The organism is Erysipelatoclostridium sp. An173 (genome assembly GCF_963931465.1).
Classification (GTDB): domain Bacteria; phylum Bacillota_I; class Bacilli_A; order Erysipelotrichales; family Coprobacillaceae; genus Thomasclavelia; species Thomasclavelia merdavium.
In genome coordinates, this window is the sequence record NZ_OZ007017.1 from 1772922 (window position 1) to 1792176 (window position 19255).

The window sequence follows — 19255 nt, forward strand, 5'->3', positions numbered from 1 at the left end:
TTATTTAGATAATTTATCGGTATGCTAGTAGCAGACATTAATTAAATACTATTGATACTTCCAACAATAAAGGCTTCTAAAAATATCCAGGCTGTCGCTGTAACAACAATCCCAATAACTCGTACAAGTTTCGATTTAGATTTTGCTAAAAAGCAACGATTCCAGATTTCTAAATAATTACCAGCAAATAAAATTATAGTCATTAAAACAATAAAAATTAATATTCGATTAAGCCATAAATCAAAACCAGTTAAAACTTTATTATCAACCGTCATTTCACTAATCATACAAACTAAAAAAATTAATATATAACCAGCTAATGCTAGTATTTTTTTAATCAATGAATTAGTTTTAAATCCTGGTAAATTTATTAAATAATACTTTAATTTAAAACTTTTATCTTCTAAATTCAAATCCTCTAACATCATCGAAACACTTTCATAACGCTGTTTGGGATCAATATTGATAGCTTTATTTATTACCTTACTTTCAAAGCCATCATATATTTTTTCATTTGGCAGCTTTTTAGTTAAAATAAAATTTAATAAAACTCCTAAAGCATAAATATCACTTTGCTGATTAGTTTGTCTAAAACCAAACTGTTCAGGAGCAGCGTAACCTACACTACCTAATATATAAGTATCTTTATTTTTATCACCTTGATAATTTCGAGAGATATCAAAATCAAATAAATATACTTTTGAACCATCATAAAAAATATTACTTGGCTTAATATCACGATGAATTACTGGTGGTTTTAAATTATGAAGCTCTTTAACAATATTACATATTTGTTTAAATATTAATAAGGATTCTTGCTTATTTATTTTATTATTAAGTACATATTCTTCTAAGGTACTAGCATTAATATATTCTTCTATTACTACTATTTTATTACCAATTTCTTGAAGCTGGTAAATTTTAGGAATTTGTTTAATTTGATTTTTTGCTAATTGATAATAAACTTCCTTATTATATGCAGGTATTTCTCGTTTTAGATATAGTAAATGATCTATTTTATTTCTAACCAATACCAATCGTTTATTTTCATTTTCTTTTATTATTTCTAATTCATGATAGAGATTTCTTATATCCATTTTTTCTCCTTGCATTATTAAATAGACCAAGCTAAGATATATTATAGGTGATTATGATGATTTCAACAACTCAATTATTAGATATAATCAAAAGTGATGAAAATCTGACTTTAGAACAATTACTTCTACAAGTTCCAGAAATAGATTTTGTTACTTATTTAGAAACATTGTTATTAAAAAAAGATGTTTCTAAAAGTGAATTAATAAAAATGACTAATTTACATCGAACATATGCTTATCAAATTTTTAATGGACAAAAAAAGCCTAGTCGTAGTAAAATAATTCAAATTGCTTTAGCATTGCAACTAGATATTCGTGAAACTAATAACTTATTATCGTTGTCTGATAATGGTTATTTATATCCCAAGGTTAGATATGATGCAATTATTTTATATGCATTAGAGCATAAAAAATCAATTATCGATACTAATCTTATTTTGGATATGTATGAATTACCAATTTTAGAGTAGTTTACGAATTTAATATTTTAGGAGGATATATATGACTAATAAAGAAAAATTATGGAACGTTATAAATCAAGAAGATACTTTAAATTCATTAAAAACAGCATTTGAAAATCGAATCAAACCTGTTTCTGACGAATTTAAAAAAGTTATTGATAAATGTTTAAATACTAAATTACAGCAAGATACTAGACTGATTATATGTGGTGAACCAATATATTCAAAATGGGGAGATTTTGTTGGCTATGACATTCAACTACAAGAAATGGATTTTGCTACTCAGATAGCTCAAGCTAATTTAATTTTAAGCGATACTTCTGATTATAAAAAATATTTTACTTTATCTCCAGAAAAATTTATTACTGATTTTCTAAAAAAATACATCTTACAACACACAAGTGATGCAATTGAGTTTGATGAAGAATTACCTGAAATATGTTCATGGGCTAAAGATTGTAAATATTGGGATGAACTCGCTTATACTTTGATTTGTGAAAGAATCCAGCAGAATATTGAATTTAAACTTGCTAGCAAATTTGAACCTTGCGAAGAAATGAACACTATAACTTTAAAACAAAACAATGAAGAATTAATTAGTTTTGAAGTATATTTTGATATATGCTAAAAATGGAAAGAGAGTTAATTACAACTTCTCTTTCCATTTTTTATAACTATTTTTTTGTTTTCTTATCAGTTTCTTCAACGTCATTTTCTAAAGTAGCAACAATTGCCTGAGTAATTTCTTCCATAATATCAGGATGTGTATTTAAAAAGTTTTTAGCATTTTCACGACCCTGACCAATTTTTTCGCCCTTATAGGCATACCAGGCACCACTTTTTTCGACAATATCATGTTCTACTGCTAAATCTAACACTTCACCATCACGAGAAATACCTTTTCCATAAATAATATCAACTTGTGTAGATTTAAATGGTGGAGCAACTTTGTTTTTAACTACTTTAATATTAACTTTATTACCAACTATATCACTACCAGACTTTATAGCTTCACTACGACGAATTTCTACTCTAACTGATGAATAGAATTTCAATGCACGACCACCAGTAGTTGTTTCTGGATTTCCAAACATAACTCCAATTTTTTCTCTCAACTGGTTAATAAAAATAATTGTACATTCAGATTTATTTAACTCTGCAGCAATTTTACGTAATGCTTTAGACATTAAACGTGCCTGCAATCCCATTTGAGCATCACCCATTTCCCCATCTAATTCAACTTGAGGAACTAATGCAGCAACTGAGTCAACTACTACTAGATCGATTGCTCCAGAACGTACTAATGTTTCGGCAATTTCTAATCCTTGTTCACCAGAATCTGGCTGTGATAAAATCAATTCATCAATATTTACCCCTAAATTTTGAGCATATACAGGATCAATAGCATGTTCTGCATCAATAAAAGCAGCACGACCACCTTGTTTTTGACATTCAGCAATAGCATGAAGTGTCAATGTTGTCTTACCACTAGATTCCGGTCCGTATATTTCAATAATTCTCCCTTTAGGATATCCACCAATACCCAAAGCTAAATCTAAAGTTAATGAACCAGTAGGAATGACATCAACACTAACAGCAGCACGATCACCTAACTTCATTACTGATCCTTTTCCATATTTCTTTTCAATTGCTTTAATTGCATCTTCTAAAGCTTGGGCTTTTTTAGCTTCTTCTTTACTAGCTTTAGTTTCTTTTGTCTTTGCTTCTGCCATCTTTTTTCCCTCCTACTATATATATACTCCCAAAAATCTTAATTTACTTTTATCTTCTTTGTTAATTTTCTAATAACAAAATCAATTGCCTGCTTTTGAATTTCCTGGCGACTACCTTTTAAATTCAATTCATAAACATTAATACCATGATAATAGATACCAATATAGACTAAACCAACCGGTTTACCTTCCATAGCATCAGGTCCAGCATTGCCAGTAAACGAAATGCAAATATCGCTATCTAAAATCTGTTTTCCATTAATACACATTAAAGAAGCGATTTCTTTACTTACAACGCCATATTTTTGAATTATATCATGAGAAATTCCTAACAGTCTTTCCTTTGTAACACTTTGATATGTTACTAAACTACCCTTATAAACCTTAGAAATGCCAGGAATACTTCCTAGCATTGCGGCAAAGTTACCTACTGTAAAACTTTCTACACTAGATATACTTATATTATTGTCAATTAAAAATTTTGCTAATTCTTCCATCACATAGTCTCCATAAGCATTTCACGATTTTTCATAAAATAATCAATTCCACTAATTACAGATACTACCGTTGCTATCCAAGCAAAAATAGTTGCTACATCAATATTTAAAGCACTAAATGGAAAATTATTTAATAATAACATACAAATTGCAATTATTTGCGTTACAGTCTTAAGCTTTCCTAATTTACTAGCAGCAACTACTACTTGTTTACTAGCTGCAGACATCTTAATTGCATCAACAATAGTATCCCGAGATATCATAATAATCGGGATAATAATATTTATTACCTGGTTACTTGCTAATAATAGAAAGATAGTATTTATTAATAACTTATCAGCAATTGGGTCAACAAACTTACCAAATGTCGTAACCAGATCTTCTCGACGAGCAATTTGCCCATCTAAATAATCTGTAAACGAAGCGACAATAAAAATCACTAAAATAACTAAATTAACTAATGAAATATCTGTATTTAAAACATGAAAATTTGCTACTTCAATGCCAAAATCGGCATATGGAAACATATAAATGATAATTAATACCGGTACCAGTAAAATTCTGGTAATCGTGAGTCGATTTGGCAAATTCATTATTGCACCTTCGTTAAGACAAGAGTTTTCTTACCCCCATCGTATTCACTTGGATCAATTTCAATTTGCGTATCGTTTATATAGAAACGATGTCCCATAAAATATCCCATTGTCAATTCAAGAGTTTGGAATTCATCTTTATTAAATTCTAACTCTACTACTTCTGGCGTAGCATCTAATGAATTACTTGTATTTGCATCATTATAAATTCCACTTCTAAAACCATCATATTCACTACCATTATAAGTTAATCGACACCATGAACGCCCAACAAATTCAACTCTGAATTTAATAGTTGGTTGACTTTCATCTACACTAAAACTGTAATCTAATTCACCATTTTTAGTAATAGTAACTGCTGGTGTCTGCTCAGCTGGTTCTTGGTCAGCTGGATTATTATTGTCTTCGGTATTGTTTTGTTCATCAGTATTTTGATTAGCTGCTTCGTTATTCCCTTCTACTGTAGGTGTATTATTGTTATTAAAATCACTGCTATCATCTGATTTACTTGCAATAATTGTATACCAGACAACAAATACTAATGCTATGCAAATAACTCCTACTAACGCATATTTAAGATATCGTAATAAATAACGGTCTTCATAAACACGTTTATTAGAAATTGGTTTCTTTGGTTTTATTTTTTTCAAATCTTTGAACGAATCACTAACCTTTTCAGAAATAGTAATGTTCTTTTTATTTTCATCAGCTAAACGTTTAGCCAAATCCTCTTGTCGTATTTCTTCTAATTGTATTTCTTGAGTTAATGCTTCAAAATCTGCATCAAGCTCTTTTTCTTCTAAACCTAAATATTTAGCGATTTTTCTTAAATACATTTTAAGATATAATTCATCACCTTTAAATGTATCAAAATTTCCAGATTCTATATCTTTCAAGACAGCCACTGAAATAAATGTTCCTTTAGCTAGTTCTTCAAGGGTAATCCCTCTAGCCTCACGTTCTTTTTTAACACGTTCGCTAATGTTTTCCATGAGCTATCCTCCTTTTTATTTTAAAAAAACGTCTTTAATAAACAAATAAATTATATCATAATTCTTACTTATGACAATAACCTAATCACATTTATTTTATGAAAGATTTATTTTAATATACATCTTTATTACTATTTTATTTTACCTTATAAATATAAACTTTTGATGTACTAATAACAAGTTTTTTTAGAAAAATTTTTTTATTATCTAAAAATAATATTTTTAACTATTTTCTTAAAAAAATATATAAACCACAAAAATTTGTTAAAAACATACGTCATTAACAAATTTAAGTATTTATTTAAATGTTACAAACGCTTACATTTGTAACTTGTTTTTATTTTCACAAGAATGATAAAATATAGACAGTTAAAACAAAGGAGGAGACTTAAAAATATGGCAAACAGATTTGTATTAAACGAAACAAGTTATCATGGAAAAGGAGCAATTAATGAAATTCCTAACGAAGCAAAAGCAAGAGGATTTAAAAAAGCATTAGTTTGTTCAGATCCTGATTTAATTAAATTTGGTGTTACCAAAAAAGTTACTGATTTATTAGATGAAGCTGGATTAGCTTATGAAGTTTATTCAGATATTAAAGCAAATCCAACAATCGAAAATGTACAACACGGAGTAGAAGCATTACACAACGCTAAAGCTGATTACATTATTGCAATCGGTGGAGGATCTTCAATGGATACTGCAAAAGCTGTTGGTATTATTGATAGAAACCCAGAATTTAGTGATGTTAGAAGCTTAGAAGGTGTTGCAGATACTAAAAACCCATGTACTCCTATCTTCGCAGTACCTACTACTGCAGGAACAGCTGCTGAAGTTACTATCAACTACGTAATCACAGATGCTCAAAAAGATAGAAAAATGGTTTGTGTAGATGTTCATGATATTCCAGTAGTTGCTTTTGTTGATCCAGATATGATGTCAACTATGCCAAAAGGTTTAACAGCAGCAACAGGTATGGATGCTTTAACTCATGCTATTGAAGGTTATATTACTAAAGGTGCTTGGGAATTATCTGATATGTTCCATTTAAAAGCAATTGAAATTATTTCTAGATCATTAAGAGGTGCTGTAGATAATACTCCTGAAGGTAGAGAAGGTATGGCTTTAGGACAATATGTTGCAGGTATGGGATTCTCTAATGTAGGTTTAGGATTAGTTCACTCAATGGCTCACCCACTTGGAGCTTTATATGATACTCCTCATGGTGTAGCAAACGCAATTATCTTACCAACAGTTATGGAATATAATGCTGAATATACTGGTGAAAAATATAAAGATATCGCAGAAGCTATGGGTGTTGATACAACTGGTATGTCACAAGAAGAATACCGAAAAGCCGCTGTTGATGCAGTTAAAAAATTATCTCAAGATGTTGGTATCCCAACTGACTTAAAAGATATCGTAAAAGTTGAAGACTTAGATTTCTTAAGTGAATCTGCTCTAGCTGATGCTTGTTGTCCAGGTAACCCAAGAGACACTAGTGTTGAAGAAATCAAAGAATTATATAAATCATTATTATAATAATAAAACAGAATTTAATAAAAATCCCACCTCCGTAGATTGGTAGGGTTTTTATTATAACAAAGCTGGTCTAAATGCAAAAAATAAGTGATAGCTTTTTTAACTATCACTTTATTTATAAAATCAGTTATTTACTTTCATTCATCTTTTTCATCATATTTTTAAATTCAAAATAGAACATTATTGTAGTAGTTAACACCGCAATAGTATCTGCAATTGGTTCAGCTAAAAATACTGCGAAAACTTGATCTTCAATAAATAATGGTAAAATATAAATAAGTGGAATTAAAACAATAATTTTTCTAAATATTGCCAAAAATGCACTTTTTTTAGAATTACCAAAAGCAATGAATGATTGTTGACAAGAAACTTGAATTCCCATCAATAATACTCCTGCCATATAAATTCTTAATGCCCATTTTGTAATTTCCATTAATTGTGGATCACTTGTAAAAATAGAAACAAATACTGATGGTACTAACATTACTAAAGCCCATAATATAGATGAATAAGTAAAACAAGAAATAGTTTGCAATTTGAAAGCTTCTTTAACTCTACTAGCATTATTAGCACCATAGTTATAACTAATAATTGGTTGACCACCTTGAGTTAATCCTTGTAATGGTAACATCGCAAATTGCATAATACTTGATAAAATAGTCATCGCACCAACAGCTAAGTCGCCACCATATTTTAATAATGATGAGTTAAAGCATAACACTAAAATACTTTCTGTTGCTTGCATTACAAACGGAGCGATTCCTAATGCAATACATGGTGCTAAAATATGCATATCTATTTTTAAGTTTTCTTTTTTCAATTTTAAAATTGTATTTTTACCTGATAAAAACCAGATTGCCCAAACAGCACTTAAAGCTTGAGATAATACGGTAGCAACAGCTGCACCTTTTACTCCCATATCAAAACCAAAAATCAAAATTGGATCTAAGATAATATTAGTTACCGCACCAATAATAACTGTAAGCATACTAATTTTTGAAAAACCTTGTGCCGAAATAAATGAATTTAAACCTAATGTTAATTGAACAAATATTGTTCCTATTGCATAAATAGTAATATATTCAAGAGCATAAGGAATAGTATTCTTACTAGCTCCAAAAAGATATAACAACGGTTCTTTAAAAACTAATACAATTGCTGTTAATAAAATTGCAACAATAACTAACGCTGTAAAACAATTTCCTAATATTTTTTCTGCTGTTGAATTATCTTTTTTTCCCATATAGATACTAGCTCTAGGAGCACCACCCATACCTAATAAATAAGCAAAAGCAGAAACAATCATAATAATCGGAAAACAAACCCCAACACCTGTTAAAGCAGCAGAACCAATGTTTGGTATATGACCAATATACATACGATCAACCATATTATATAAAGCATTTACTACTTGTGAGGTAATTGCTGGAACTGCTAAGATAAATAATAAATGTTTAACTGGCTCTTTTCCAAGATCGACCTCTTTAGACATTTTTAATTTCATAAAACATACCCACCTTTCAACAATAAATCCTAATTATTTAAATTCAGATTCATCATTTTTACTTTTAAACGCATTTGCAATATCAATCATCGTTTCTTCCATAATTTTTATTCTTTCTTCTGGAATATCATCTAAAATTTCTGTATTAATTTTCTCTATTTCTAATTGTAATACTTTACTTACCTCATCTGCTTTATCAGTTAAATAAAGATGCACTACTCTTTTATCTTCACTATCTCTTTTACATTCAATTAGCTCTTTTTTTACTAGTGCATCAATGCTTCTACTTATTAATCCTTTAGAAACGCCAAGCAATACAACCAGCTGGCTACTAGTAGTAATAAAGTGATTATTTGATAGTAAAATTAAAATAGAAATTTCATTGGGCGATAAATTAATATCTTTCAAGCGTTTATTTAGCTCATTAGCATAATATCTTCTTATTTGAGTAAAATAGTTCAACATTGTTTCTAAATTTGTTGTCATATGTCACCACCTAATTTAGTTTACTTGTATATGATTTACTTGTAAACAATTTCATAGTATAGTCTTGATTAAATAAAAAGTCAATCCATAATTAAAAATAAAAAGCAACAGTTTTCTGTTGCTCAAATATTATGAATTTACTATTAAAATAAATGGTTCTAATCGTTTTGGCAAAGCCTCAATTAATAAACTAACAATTTTTTCAATACTAATTGGCATATCATTTAATACCCAATCAACAGTCATATCAATCGATCCCTTGCAATACATTTTTAATAAAAAGTCTAAATCATCATCAACACTATGATTAAGATTCTTTTCAATTATCCCTTTATAAAACTCATAAATACAGTTAAAATCATAATTTACTAAATTATTATAATCATTAGACTTAAATGCTTCTTTAAAAAAAGAATGTTCGCTGTTAATAAAAGCAAACTTTAATTGTAAAGCTTCTTGTAAAGAACATCCGTTACCCATTTGACGAAATGATTGTAACACTAATTTTTCAAAATACCAGTTAACTAGATCATATTTATCTTTAAAATAGCGATAAAAAGTTTGTCTAGTCATTCCACTTCTAGTTACAATATCAGTAACAGCAATTTTATCTAAAGGAACAACTTTAATTAAGTCTTTGATTGCTTGTGCAAAAATATATTTTGTTTCATCATGTCTGTCCATTTTACATACCTCTTATTCTATTATAAACTAGTAGTAAAATTTAGACAAATAAAAAAAGCTGAAAAATCAGCTAATTAAGACTCACTTTGTAAGCCAAGTTCTGTTTTTCAAACGATTATTTATCTATGCTTTAAGCATCCGTCTTTTAGTTCATTTCCCTCAAGACGATTCCCCTACCAAATTTGGGTTTCTTCCTTGCAGAGTTTACCTCTTTTCAGCTAGTTTTTCAACTAGAATTGTTTCTGTGGCACTTTATAGCTTATCAACCATGCAATAAAATTGTTTAGGTCTTAGGCTTGTCGTTAGCTCACGCTACCGTAACTTATTTATTCGTTACGTACAAACACTACAAGCATCGCAGCTTGTGGAAGCCTGGACTTTCCTCTGTATTACAGCAATCGTTTTCTATGAGTCACTACTATTTTACATATTTTTTTTAATAAAACAAGTTTTAAAATGATAAATATTAAAAAAGCTAAATAAATCATGATGATCATTTAGCTTTCTATTTCTTCTATTTTTTTCCAAAAACAGCTTTTTCTAATAAAGATAATCTTTTTAAAATATCAACATTAGTAGATAAATTTTCTTCCATTGCATGGATATTATCATCTTGTAATGTTTTTTCGCGTTCAAGTTTTGCAATTTTTACTTTTTGTTCACTTATTCTTCTTTCTAATTGATCAATTCGATCATAAGAAGCATTTAACATTGCTGCAAAAGCCTCATAGTCTTTTACAACTAAATCTAGAAAATGATCAACCTCTTCAGCATTATATCCTTTAAAATCCACTTTAAATTCTTTATCAACAATTTTTTTAGGACTTAGTACTACTTTTCTTTCCAAGTCTATCAACTCCTTTATCATATTATATATTATATTGAAACAAAAAAATCTTTTAAATGCAAGTAGGTAATCGATTATTAACATATTCTTTGATATTTTTCATAAATTAACAATGTTTTATAATCTTAGAAGATATTATGATATTTTTACAGATATATGGTATAATAGCCTAGTAAAGTAATAGAAGGAGAAACTATGGTTAATTATCCAAATTTGAAAAAAACAACTGTTCATCAAACTAAATTAATTGATGGTAAGCTAAATACCCGCCATCGGGGTATGAATTTAGAAGAAGATTTGAATATGACTAATAAATATTATTTAGCTAATGGAATTGCAAATATTCATAAAAAGCCAACTCCTATTCAAATTGTTAAGGTAGATTATCCTAAAAGATCAGCAGCACGAATAGTTGAAGCTTATTTTAAAACCCCTTCAACAACTGATTATAATGGAATCTACAAAGGAAGGTATCTTGATTTTGAAGCAAAAGAAACGAAACGAATGAATTTTCCTTTTACAAATATTAGTGTCCATCAAATTGAACATTTGAAAAGTATAATTAAACATCAAGGAATTGCTTTTGTTATTATTGCTTTTACACATCTAAATGAGGTATACTTAATTGATGCTTCTTATGTAATTGAAGCATATTATCGCGCTGATCAAAAATCAATGTCCTATCAGACAATTAAAGAAAAAGGACATTTAATTGAAAGTGGCTATAATCCACGATTAAATTATTTAAAGATTATTGATCAATACTATTTAGGAGGTCTCGAAAATGACAGATAGCCTTACAAGAACTAAGAAAAAAAACAAAAAGAAAAGCCAACTTAACTGGAAAAAAGTTCTCGTATCACTAATAATTGTCTTTATAATTATTTGTTTAGGTATGGGGTGTTTCTTTGCCTGGTCAGTTTATAAAGAAACTGAAGACTTTTCAGCTGAACGTTTACTTTCGGGAGAAGCAAGTAAAATTTATGATGCCAACGGTGAATTAATGTATACTTATGGTAGTGATGAAAATGGTAAACGTGAAAACGTCACATATGAAGAATTACCACAAGTATTAATTGATGCGGTTGTATCAGCTGAAGACTCTAGATTTTTTGAACACGATGGTTTTGATTTACCACGTATTGCAAAAACATTTATTACAAACTTAGCTTCATTAAGAATTACAGGTGGTGGTTCTACTATCACTCAACAAGTAATTAAGCAATCATATTTTCCTGATGCTGAAAGAACTTATACCCGTAAGTTAAGCGAAGTAATTCTTGCTATTCAGGCTACTAAAGAAATAAGTAAAGAAGAAATTATCACTTTATATTTAAACAAGATTTATTTTGGTCGTAGTACTAGTTCAATTGGAGTAGCAGCAGCTAGTAAATATTATTTCAATAAAGATGTTTCTCAACTAACTTTACCAGAAGCTGCTTTATTAGCTGGAACATTAAACTCACCTTCTCGCTATGATCCATACTACAACCTTGAAGCTGCAACTTCTCGTCGTAATGTAGTTTTAAATTTAATGGTTCAACATGGCTATATCACTCAAGAAGAATGCGATCTTGCAAAACAAGTTAAAGTTGAAAATATGTTATCTCAAAGCAGTACAACTTCTGATAGTTCACTAGCAGCTTATGTTGATTTAGTAACCGAAGAAGTAATTGAAAAAACAGGTATGAATCCTGCAGAAACACAAATGAATATTTATACATATTGTAATCAGGATTTACAAAGAATGGCTACACAAATGGCTAATGGTGAAACTTATGATTACACTGATGAAGATTTACAAATGGCCGGTAGTGTTCAATCAACTCAAGATGGTCGTATTGTTGCTGTAATTGGTGGTCGTAACTATAAATCTGGTGACTTAAATAAAGCAACTGTAAAACAACAGCCTGGTTCATCAATGAAACCAATTTTAGATTATGGTTTAGCTTATAAATATTTAGATTGGTGTACTGGTCATACTGTCGAAGATAAAGAAACTACTTTTAATTCTCATGGCAGCAATTCATGGACACCTAAAAACTGGGATGGAAGCTTCCATGGTTCAATGACTATTTCTGAGGCATTAGTAAATTCATGGAATATTCCAGCCATTTCAACATTTGAACAAGTTTTAGATAGTGCTGGTGAAGATGCCGTTATTGAAGATATGAAATCATTAGGAATTGATATGTCATATGAAGAAGAAAATGGTATTCAATTGCCATATGCAATTGGTGGATGGGCCAAAGGTGTTAGTCCAGTAGAATTAGCAGGTGCCTATGCTACAGTTGCTAATAATGGTATATATATTGAATCACATACTATTAATTATGTAGAAATCGTTGATAAAAATGAAACTGTTAATGTTGATCAAGACATTCAAGATAATGCTACTCAAAGCCTTGGTGAAGATGTATCATTTATGATTAGAGAGACAATGCTAAGTTATTCAAGCAGTGGTTCTGGAAGCTATGCTTATTTATCTGGTATTGATAATGTCGGAGCTAAAACTGGTACTTCAAATACTGAAAGTGGTGCTAGTAAAGACTTATGGATGACAGCTTATACTCCTGATTATACATGCTCAGTTTGGATGGGATTTGAATCTCAAGCATTAAAAGAGGGTAAAAACACTAGTAGACATCGTGCTTATCCTGGTAAAGTTGTTGGAGATTTATTAGAATATTTAGAAGATAACACTACTGAAAAGAAATCATATCCAGATCAACCTGACAGTGTTGAACAAATTCAAATTGTCGCTGGAGTATATCCTTATCAAAGTCCAAGCTCTAGTACTCCTGCAAGCAGTGTAATTACATGCTGGGCAAAAAAAGGAAAAGGTCCTACATCAACCGCCGCTGAAGCAACAATTAATAATTTAAATTCATTTGAAGCCACACTTAATAGCAGTGGAACAATAAATGTATCTTTTGGAGCTTATGATACTTCATCAGGTACTACTTATGGAACTGTGGTCTATGTTGTAGAAGTCTATGATGAATCAAATCAATTAGTTCATACTGAAACATTATCAAATAATACGGGAACTATTAATTATAAACCTACTGGTAATGTTCGAGTTGTCGGTTATTATAAATATGCTGAATTAGAAGTAACTTCTAATAAAGTAGAAAGAACTATCAACGTTAATACTTCACAACTAGATGATGTTAGTTATACAATAACAAGTAATGGTAGCACAGTTTCTAATGGATCTACTATTTCTGGTACATCAATTGCTATAAATGTACACGCTCAAAATGAAAGTAATACTATTACAATTCAATTTTTGAGTTCTACAGGAGAATCTATTCTTGATCCAATTACTTTTACAGGTAGTGCTACTAGAGAATTTACTTTAGATTCTGGTTTCACTTATACAGTAAGAGTAACTGAAAGTAATGGTACAAATAGTGTTAATCGATCTACTACATTTACAGTAAGTGGATAATATAAAACCTCTAAAGAATATTCTTTAGAGGTTTTTAAGTAAGAAATAATTGTTTTGTTACAATTATTTTTTTATATTATCAAGATATTTCTTTTTTATTGGATCTTTACACATATCCGATAATTTACATTCATTGCAATTAGGATTAGTAGCTTTACAAAAATAACGACCAAAGAAAATAAATTGGTGGTGAGCTTTATTCCAGTAATTTCGAGGAATAGAACGACACAATTTCTTTTCAACTGTTAATACACTATCATCTTTTTTAGCAAAACCTAACCGTTTCGAAATTCTTTCAACATGTGTATCGACTGCAAAAGCTGGAATATCAAAAGCAACTGAACGAACTACATTTGCTGTCTTTCGTCCAACTCCTGGTAAACTTTCTAACTGCTTTTGATCACTTGGTACCTTTCCATCAAACTTTTCAATTAATGTCTTTGCCATCGCTAAAAGATTTTTAGCCTTATTGCGGTATAAACCAATTGTTTTTATATCTTCTTGTAATACACTCAAATTGGCATTTGCCATTGCATAAACATCTGGATATTTCTTAAATAAAGATTCCGTTAGCTGATTGACTTTTTTATCAGTAGTTTGTGCCGAAAGCATTACAGCAACTAATAATTGAAAATCTGTTTCATGATTCAATTCACAATAAGCATCAGGAAACAATTCATTAAAATATTCTAATACTCTATTTGTCTTTTCTTTATTCATCTTCCCACCACTTATATTCACTTATTGGTACACTTCGTTGTGGTTCTTCACTTTCAACATAACGGGGTTTAACCCCATTTTTAGCCCAATTATGAAGTATCCCTTCTATATATCTAAAATTTAATACTTGGCTTTTAACAGCCTCTTTTAAAGCTTTAACGATCATTTCATCATCATAATTACTTTCTTTCCATTCTCTTAAAATATTCAACTCAATAGGTGATAATGCCCGTCCGAACTGTTCTTCGAAAATAGAAACTAAACTGATTGCTTCTTCTGGTTCCTCTTCATTTTTTTCCTGTAACAATCTTTCTTCTAAATGATTTAAACTAATTGCTCCAGAACGATTATAAATAAACTTTTTACTTAATAAACTTTGTAAAACCTTATTTAAATCATGAGTTGATAATAAAGAGTAATTCTGTAACATCGCCGGTGTTATCAAGCGAACACTAGCTTCTTTTAAAGCATATATTAATAACAAAATATGACACTCATTTCCATCAAGCCCTAATTCCTTTGCTTTTAAAACAAGCAATCGTTCAAAATTAATACATTTACTTGAAACCAAACTCTTTAACATACTACTAACCATTATCAATACGATATGCTTTTACAAAATCGCCAGTATCAATTCCATAAAAAGCATAAATCAATGAATCCTTTCCTTGATACATCAAACTATAAACAAAAATTTCATTTTCATAGCCAATGGTAACTTTATCAGGTTCAACATTATATCTATTGATAAAATCGTCAATACATACTTGCTGATCCACTACATCTTCACTATAAGATTTAATAAATTTAGCTTTATCATCAAAAACTGCATATTGTTTTTTATCATCTTTTGTTGCATGAATAATATAATAGCTTTTATCACTATCATAACGATCAAAATATTCAACATCACTATACTCATTAGCTTGAACAATTTGATTTTCAACCCGCTTAATAGCATTTTGATTTTGCGAATATGGTAAGTGCACCCATAACATAAAATAACTAACAAAAATAAATAGTAAAATTAAAAAAACAATAAATATATTAAAACGATTTTTTCGTAAAAATTTCAAAATCACACCAACTTTCTTCGTTTATCATTATACTATCAATTTACTCAAGATAAAAGAAAAAATCTCAAATGAATTTTGAGATTTTAATCACGATCATTTCCAGCTACAATCAATACAATTCTAAGTAATGATAATACAGTTGAAAGCATTGCCGCTACATAAGTAAATGCTGCTGCCGACAGCATTGATCTAGCACCGCTATATTCATCAGTAGTTAAGTAATTTGCTTTTAGAATTCCTAAAGCTCTTGATGAAGCATCAAATTCTACCGGCAAAGTAATTATCTGAAATAATAAGATACCAGACATTAAAATAACTCCCAGCCAAGCAATATTACTATTTCCAAAAATTAAACCAGCAATTACTGCAATCCATCCTAGATATTGTCCCACATTACATAGTGGTAAAATCCCATTTCTAATAACTAATGGTTTATATCCCACTAAATGTTGAATCGCATGACCACATTCATGACTTGCAACAGCTAATGCAGCTATTGAAGTACCATCATAAATGCCTCGTGATAAATTAATTGTTCGATTACGAGGATTATAATGATCTGATAGCTTTCCACCAACAGCATTGATTCTAACATCTTGCAAACCATTACGATCCAAAATTTCTCTAGCTACCATCGCCCCAGTCATATGGCGACTGTTAGGAATTTTAGAATATTTACTGTAAGCACTATTAACTTTTATTTGAGCATAAATCATTATCAAAGAGCCAATGATTACTAATAAATAACCTATTAAGTAAGCTCTGCTCATTGGGAAATAATAAAATGGCATATTCTCACTCTCCTTTTAGTATTATTATACACTATATTGTTAACTGATTATGAAGAAAATAAAATGCAATGAATTAATTCATTGCATCTTTCAAACGGCTGCTAGGTTTAAATGTAACTGTTTTACTAGCAGGAATTACCATTTCTTCTTGAGTTTTTGGTGAGATTCCTTTACGAGCCTTACGATCATTAACTTTAAATGTACCAAATCCAGAGATTAATACTTTATCTCCTTCGATGACACTACGTGAAATTGTATTAAAAACAGTGTCGACTAAAAGTTCTGCATCTTTTTTAGTTAAGTTTCTTTCTTTAGATACTGTTTCAACTAATTCTCTTTTATTCATAACTACCTCCAAAAATCTAATACCACGAAAGTATAACATTAAAAAGTGCCGATTTCAAGCTATTTTAGAAGCAATATTTACCTTTTTGAACATTACCATAATTTACCATTTTTACGGCTTAATTTCACGGTTTTTTATTAATCCTTATAAAACAATAGCAATAACATTACTTTTACCCTTGTTTACAATTTTTGATAAAATATCATGGATTCTCATACTTGCATTTTCAGGAATAGCATTTAATTTAAAATACATACCTTCTTCAATCAAATCACCTAACTTTCTACCAAACACATCACAATTGAAAATTGCCTGTTTATCATCACCATTAGAATTTAAATAATCAATGAAGGCTTCTGCCTGTTCTTTCGATCCAATAATTGGTTCAAAAGTACTTTCAATATCAACTTTGATCATATAAGTTGTTCCCGCTTTAGAAACCAACTTAATTCCAAATCGTGGTCCTTGTTTAATTAACTCTGGTTCACTGAGTTCAATTTCATCCAATTTTGGAATCGCATAACCATAACCAGTCTGTTTAACCATCCTAATAGCACTCGAAAAACCTTCATATTCATTTTTAATATCAACTAGTTCTTGAATAAAAGTTAAAAACGTTGCTTGATCAAATCCTTTATCACCAATTATTTCTTCTAATATTTCATTATAGAGCCCACTTCTTTCTTCAATTTTCAAAGTTGCACTCGATGTTGTAGTATCAATTCCCGTTAAATAAGCTTTATCAACAAAATCATATTCACTTATAGTATCGCCAATTCGTTCAACATCTTTAAATTTCTTAATTGACTGTAATGATTCTTTTAAAGAATTATCTAGCGTTTGTTTTAACCAGTGATTATTTGATAACATCGCTAACCATTTTGGTACTTCTATTCGTACTTCACTAATTTTAAATTCATATAATGCTTCTTTTAATAAAGATACAATCTGTGGTTCTTCCATTCTAGTAACATCCATAGTTAAGATTGGAACATCATATTTTGCCGTTAAACGATTATATTCTTGTCGACACGCTACACTATTAATATCTCGACTATTAATAATGACAATAAATGGTTTATCTATTTCTAATAACTCTTCAATAATATCATCGGTTGCCTCATTATAATTAGCACCTGGAATATCACATATACTACCATCACTAGTTATAACTATTCCAATAGTAGAATGATCTTGAATTACCTTTTTAGTTCCTATTTTAGCCGCTTGATCAAAAGGAATTGATTCTAAATACCAAGGGGTTTTTACATACCTGATTCCCTGTTCATCCTGATATCCTTTAGCACCATCAATAACATAACCGACACAATCAACAAGCCTTACCTTCACTTTAAAGTTTTCATCCATAACCATTTCAATAGCCTGATTTGGAATAAACTTCGGCTCTACAGTCATTATCATTTTTCCTTTGCCTGATTGGGGCAGTTCATCAATAGCTCTTAACTTAGCATCTTTATCTTCGATATATGGAATGACCGCCATTTCCATAAACCGCTTGATAAAAGAAGATTTCCCGCTTCGTACCGGTCCCACCACCCCTAAATATATGTCGCCATCGCATCTTTTAGCGATATCATGTAAAATATTTTTTGTTTCCATGTTAAACTCCTCTCTTCGTATTATTTATATGAGTTATTTATTCATTTAGAACTTATTGCTTGCTTTTTAAAATATTAGGTATATAATTAAATAGTAATTATTACTATTTAAGAAATTTGGAGGATAAAAATGAAATACGTATGTAAAATTTGTGGCTTTATTTATGATGAAGCAACACAAGAAAAAAAATGGAATGAATTAGATGAAAACTGGGTTTGCCCTGTTTGTAAAGCACCTAAAAGTAAATTTGAAGCTGTTAATGAAAACAGTGGTAATAAATATGCTGGGACTAAAACAGAAAAAAATCTAATGGAAGCATTCGCTGGTGAATCAATGGCACGTAACAAATATACTTATTTTGCTAAAGCTGCTCGTGAAGAAGGATACGAACAAATCGCAGCTATTTTTGAAGAAACTGCTAACCAGGAAAAACAACATGCAAAGATGTGGTTCAATGAATTCCATGGTATTGGAAGTACTGATGAAAATTTAGAAACTGCTGCTCAAGGTGAAAATGATGAGTGGACAGATATGTATGTAAGAATGGCTAAAGAAGCTCGTGAAGAAGGATTTGAAGAATTAGCAGTTAAATTTGAATATGTTGCTAAAGTTGAAAAATCTCATGAAAGACGTTATTTAAAATTATTAGAAGCATTTAAAAATGGTACTACTTTTAAAGGTGATGCTCCTAAAGGATGGAAATGTCGTCAATGTGGTTTTATTTATGAAGGTCAAGAAGCACCTGAAAATTGTCCAGTATGTGGATATCCAAAAGCATATTTTGAAAGAATGTGTGAAAATTATTAATAATA

General features: G+C 29.7%; 21 protein-coding genes and 1 other RNA gene. 6 read left to right on the forward strand and 16 right to left on the reverse strand.

Annotation, left to right across the window (positions count from 1 at the left end; all coding sequences use genetic code 11):
- Positions 1 to 41: 41 nt before the first annotated feature.
- The gene (locus ABGT36_RS08880; protein ID WP_346677665.1) at positions 42 to 1097 is read right to left on the reverse strand and encodes a protein kinase domain-containing protein; all 1056 of its coding nucleotides are present in this window, start codon (positions 1095 to 1097) and stop codon (positions 42 to 44) included.
- Positions 1098 to 1153: 56 nt separating this feature from the next.
- Here ABGT36_RS08880 and ABGT36_RS08885 point away from each other — a divergent pair, with 56 nt between their 5' ends.
- Together ABGT36_RS08885 and ABGT36_RS08890 are read left to right on the forward strand one after the other, a co-directional pair.
- The gene (locus tag ABGT36_RS08885) at positions 1154 to 1567 is read left to right on the forward strand and encodes a helix-turn-helix transcriptional regulator (RefSeq protein ID WP_158095207.1); all 414 of its coding nucleotides are present in this window, start codon (positions 1154 to 1156) and stop codon (positions 1565 to 1567) included.
- Between the two features lie 31 nt (positions 1568 to 1598).
- The gene (locus ABGT36_RS08890; RefSeq protein ID WP_346677666.1) at positions 1599 to 2186 is read left to right on the forward strand and encodes a hypothetical protein; all 588 of its coding nucleotides are present in this window, start codon (positions 1599 to 1601) and stop codon (positions 2184 to 2186) included.
- Between the two features lie 46 nt (positions 2187 to 2232).
- Here the strand turns inward: ABGT36_RS08890 and recA are convergent, their stop codons facing one another.
- Genes recA through ABGT36_RS08910 form a run of 4 tightly spaced genes read right to left on the reverse strand, consistent with a single transcriptional unit; the run spans position 2233 to position 5373 of the window.
- Positions 2233 to 3291, reverse strand: coding sequence for a recombinase RecA (gene recA, locus ABGT36_RS08895; RefSeq protein ID WP_087301042.1), 1059 nt, complete (start codon positions 3289 to 3291; stop codon positions 2233 to 2235).
- 38 nt (positions 3292 to 3329) lie between these two features.
- Positions 3330 to 3788 carry a CinA family protein gene (locus ABGT36_RS08900; RefSeq protein WP_087301045.1) on the reverse strand — a complete coding sequence of 153 codons (459 nt, stop codon included), beginning with the start codon at positions 3786 to 3788 and terminating at the stop codon, positions 3330 to 3332.
- On the reverse strand, positions 3788 to 4381 hold the full coding sequence (pgsA, locus tag ABGT36_RS08905) for a CDP-diacylglycerol--glycerol-3-phosphate 3-phosphatidyltransferase (protein WP_087301048.1): 594 nt from the start codon (positions 4379 to 4381) through the stop codon (positions 3788 to 3790). Before pgsA ends, ABGT36_RS08900 begins: the two co-directional genes overlap by 1 nt.
- Complete coding sequence (locus ABGT36_RS08910; protein WP_346677667.1) at positions 4381 to 5373, reverse strand: helix-turn-helix transcriptional regulator; 993 nt, start codon at positions 5371 to 5373, stop codon at positions 4381 to 4383. Before ABGT36_RS08910 ends, pgsA begins: the two co-directional genes overlap by 1 nt.
- 396 nt (positions 5374 to 5769) lie before the next feature.
- Between ABGT36_RS08910 and fucO the strand changes: the two genes are divergently transcribed.
- Entirely contained in the window at positions 5770 to 6915 is a 1146-nt protein-coding gene (gene fucO / locus ABGT36_RS08915) for a lactaldehyde reductase (protein WP_087301053.1), read from the forward strand.
- Positions 6916 to 7042: 127 nt separating this feature from the next.
- Here the strand turns inward: fucO and ABGT36_RS08920 are convergent, their stop codons facing one another.
- The 5 genes from ABGT36_RS08920 to gpsB form a co-directional block, all read right to left on the reverse strand.
- Positions 7043 to 8419 (reverse strand): MATE family efflux transporter, encoded by a 1377-nt coding sequence (locus ABGT36_RS08920; RefSeq protein ID WP_087301056.1) that lies wholly within the window; start codon positions 8417 to 8419, stop codon positions 7043 to 7045.
- 33 nt (positions 8420 to 8452) lie between these two features.
- Positions 8453 to 8905 (reverse strand): MarR family winged helix-turn-helix transcriptional regulator, encoded by a 453-nt coding sequence (locus ABGT36_RS08925; RefSeq protein ID WP_087301059.1) that lies wholly within the window; start codon positions 8903 to 8905, stop codon positions 8453 to 8455.
- A gap of 129 nt (positions 8906 to 9034) precedes the next feature.
- Positions 9035 to 9589: a TetR/AcrR family transcriptional regulator C-terminal domain-containing protein gene (locus ABGT36_RS08930; protein WP_087301061.1), complete on the reverse strand. Its 555-nt coding sequence runs from the start codon at positions 9587 to 9589 to the stop codon at positions 9035 to 9037.
- A gap of 84 nt (positions 9590 to 9673) precedes the next feature.
- Positions 9674 to 9999, reverse strand: an RNA gene (rnpB, locus tag ABGT36_RS08935) — RNase P RNA component class B.
- 104 nt (positions 10000 to 10103) lie between these two features.
- A complete protein-coding gene (gene gpsB / locus ABGT36_RS08940; protein WP_239404252.1) occupies positions 10104 to 10436 on the reverse strand; it encodes a cell division regulator GpsB in 333 nt (110 codons plus the stop codon).
- Positions 10437 to 10631: 195 nt separating this feature from the next.
- Between gpsB and recU the strand changes: the two genes are divergently transcribed.
- Both recU and ABGT36_RS08950 read left to right on the forward strand, forming a co-directional pair.
- The gene (gene recU / locus ABGT36_RS08945; protein WP_087301066.1) at positions 10632 to 11231 is read left to right on the forward strand and encodes a Holliday junction resolvase RecU; all 600 of its coding nucleotides are present in this window, start codon (positions 10632 to 10634) and stop codon (positions 11229 to 11231) included.
- Positions 11221 to 13890, forward strand: a complete 2670-nt coding sequence (locus ABGT36_RS08950; protein WP_346677668.1) for a transglycosylase domain-containing protein — start codon at positions 11221 to 11223, stop codon at positions 13888 to 13890. Before recU ends, ABGT36_RS08950 begins: the two co-directional genes overlap by 11 nt.
- A 63-nt stretch (positions 13891 to 13953) precedes the next feature.
- On the opposite strand, the gene nth is transcribed toward ABGT36_RS08950, so the two are convergent.
- The 6 genes from nth to spoIVA form a co-directional block, all read right to left on the reverse strand.
- Positions 13954 to 14610: an endonuclease III gene (nth, locus tag ABGT36_RS08955; protein ID WP_346677669.1), complete on the reverse strand. Its 657-nt coding sequence runs from the start codon at positions 14608 to 14610 to the stop codon at positions 13954 to 13956.
- On the reverse strand, positions 14603 to 15193 hold the full coding sequence (locus ABGT36_RS08960) for a DnaD domain-containing protein (protein ID WP_296882111.1): 591 nt from the start codon (positions 15191 to 15193) through the stop codon (positions 14603 to 14605). The genes nth and ABGT36_RS08960 overlap by 8 nt, the downstream gene beginning before the upstream one ends.
- 4 nt (positions 15194 to 15197) lie before the next feature.
- Entirely contained in the window at positions 15198 to 15686 is a 489-nt protein-coding gene (locus ABGT36_RS08965; RefSeq protein ID WP_087301079.1) for a hypothetical protein, read from the reverse strand.
- An 83-nt stretch (positions 15687 to 15769) separates the two neighbouring features.
- Entirely contained in the window at positions 15770 to 16477 is a 708-nt protein-coding gene (locus ABGT36_RS08970; RefSeq protein WP_346677670.1) for a zinc metallopeptidase, read from the reverse strand.
- A 73-nt stretch (positions 16478 to 16550) separates the two neighbouring features.
- Positions 16551 to 16823: an HU family DNA-binding protein gene (locus ABGT36_RS08975; RefSeq protein WP_087301084.1), complete on the reverse strand. Its 273-nt coding sequence runs from the start codon at positions 16821 to 16823 to the stop codon at positions 16551 to 16553.
- Between the two features lie 144 nt (positions 16824 to 16967).
- Entirely contained in the window at positions 16968 to 18443 is a 1476-nt protein-coding gene (spoIVA, locus tag ABGT36_RS08980; protein WP_087301087.1) for a stage IV sporulation protein A, read from the reverse strand.
- A 129-nt stretch (positions 18444 to 18572) separates the two neighbouring features.
- Here spoIVA and rbr point away from each other — a divergent pair, with 129 nt between their 5' ends.
- Positions 18573 to 19250 (forward strand): rubrerythrin, encoded by a 678-nt coding sequence (gene rbr, locus ABGT36_RS08985; protein WP_087301090.1) that lies wholly within the window; start codon positions 18573 to 18575, stop codon positions 19248 to 19250.
- Positions 19251 to 19255: the final 5 nt, after the last annotated feature.

What these genes read in the sequence shown, in the direction of transcription:
- ABGT36_RS08880 (WP_346677665.1), bottom strand. Translation starts at nt 1,097, where the DNA reads ATGGATATAAGAAATCTCTATCATGAATTAGAAATAATAAAAGAAAAT.
- ABGT36_RS08885 (WP_158095207.1), top strand. Translation starts at nt 1,154, where the DNA reads ATGATTTCAACAACTCAATTATTAGATATAATCAAAAGTGATGAAAAT.
- ABGT36_RS08890 (WP_346677666.1), top strand. Translation starts at nt 1,599, where the DNA reads ATGACTAATAAAGAAAAATTATGGAACGTTATAAATCAAGAAGATACT.
- recA (WP_087301042.1), bottom strand. Translation starts at nt 3,291, where the DNA reads ATGGCAGAAGCAAAGACAAAAGAAACTAAAGCTAGTAAAGAAGAAGCT.
- ABGT36_RS08900 (WP_087301045.1), bottom strand. Translation starts at nt 3,788, where the DNA reads ATGGAAGAATTAGCAAAATTTTTAATTGACAATAATATAAGTATATCT.
- pgsA (WP_087301048.1), bottom strand. Translation starts at nt 4,381, where the DNA reads ATGAATTTGCCAAATCGACTCACGATTACCAGAATTTTACTGGTACCG.
- ABGT36_RS08910 (WP_346677667.1), bottom strand. Translation starts at nt 5,373, where the DNA reads ATGGAAAACATTAGCGAACGTGTTAAAAAAGAACGTGAGGCTAGAGGG.
- fucO (WP_087301053.1), top strand. Translation starts at nt 5,770, where the DNA reads ATGGCAAACAGATTTGTATTAAACGAAACAAGTTATCATGGAAAAGGA.
- ABGT36_RS08920 (WP_087301056.1), bottom strand. Translation starts at nt 8,419, where the DNA reads ATGAAATTAAAAATGTCTAAAGAGGTCGATCTTGGAAAAGAGCCAGTT.
- ABGT36_RS08925 (WP_087301059.1), bottom strand. Translation starts at nt 8,905, where the DNA reads ATGACAACAAATTTAGAAACAATGTTGAACTATTTTACTCAAATAAGA.
- ABGT36_RS08930 (WP_087301061.1), bottom strand. Translation starts at nt 9,589, where the DNA reads ATGGACAGACATGATGAAACAAAATATATTTTTGCACAAGCAATCAAA.
- recU (WP_087301066.1), top strand. Translation starts at nt 10,632, where the DNA reads ATGGTTAATTATCCAAATTTGAAAAAAACAACTGTTCATCAAACTAAA.
- ABGT36_RS08950 (WP_346677668.1), top strand. Translation starts at nt 11,221, where the DNA reads ATGACAGATAGCCTTACAAGAACTAAGAAAAAAAACAAAAAGAAAAGC.
- nth (WP_346677669.1), bottom strand. Translation starts at nt 14,610, where the DNA reads ATGAATAAAGAAAAGACAAATAGAGTATTAGAATATTTTAATGAATTG.
- ABGT36_RS08960 (WP_296882111.1), bottom strand. Translation starts at nt 15,193, where the DNA reads ATGTTAAAGAGTTTGGTTTCAAGTAAATGTATTAATTTTGAACGATTG.
- ABGT36_RS08970 (WP_346677670.1), bottom strand. Translation starts at nt 16,477, where the DNA reads ATGCCATTTTATTATTTCCCAATGAGCAGAGCTTACTTAATAGGTTAT.
- ABGT36_RS08975 (WP_087301084.1), bottom strand. Translation starts at nt 16,823, where the DNA reads ATGAATAAAAGAGAATTAGTTGAAACAGTATCTAAAGAAAGAAACTTA.
- spoIVA (WP_087301087.1), bottom strand. Translation starts at nt 18,443, where the DNA reads ATGGAAACAAAAAATATTTTACATGATATCGCTAAAAGATGCGATGGC.
- rbr (WP_087301090.1), top strand. Translation starts at nt 18,573, where the DNA reads ATGAAATACGTATGTAAAATTTGTGGCTTTATTTATGATGAAGCAACA.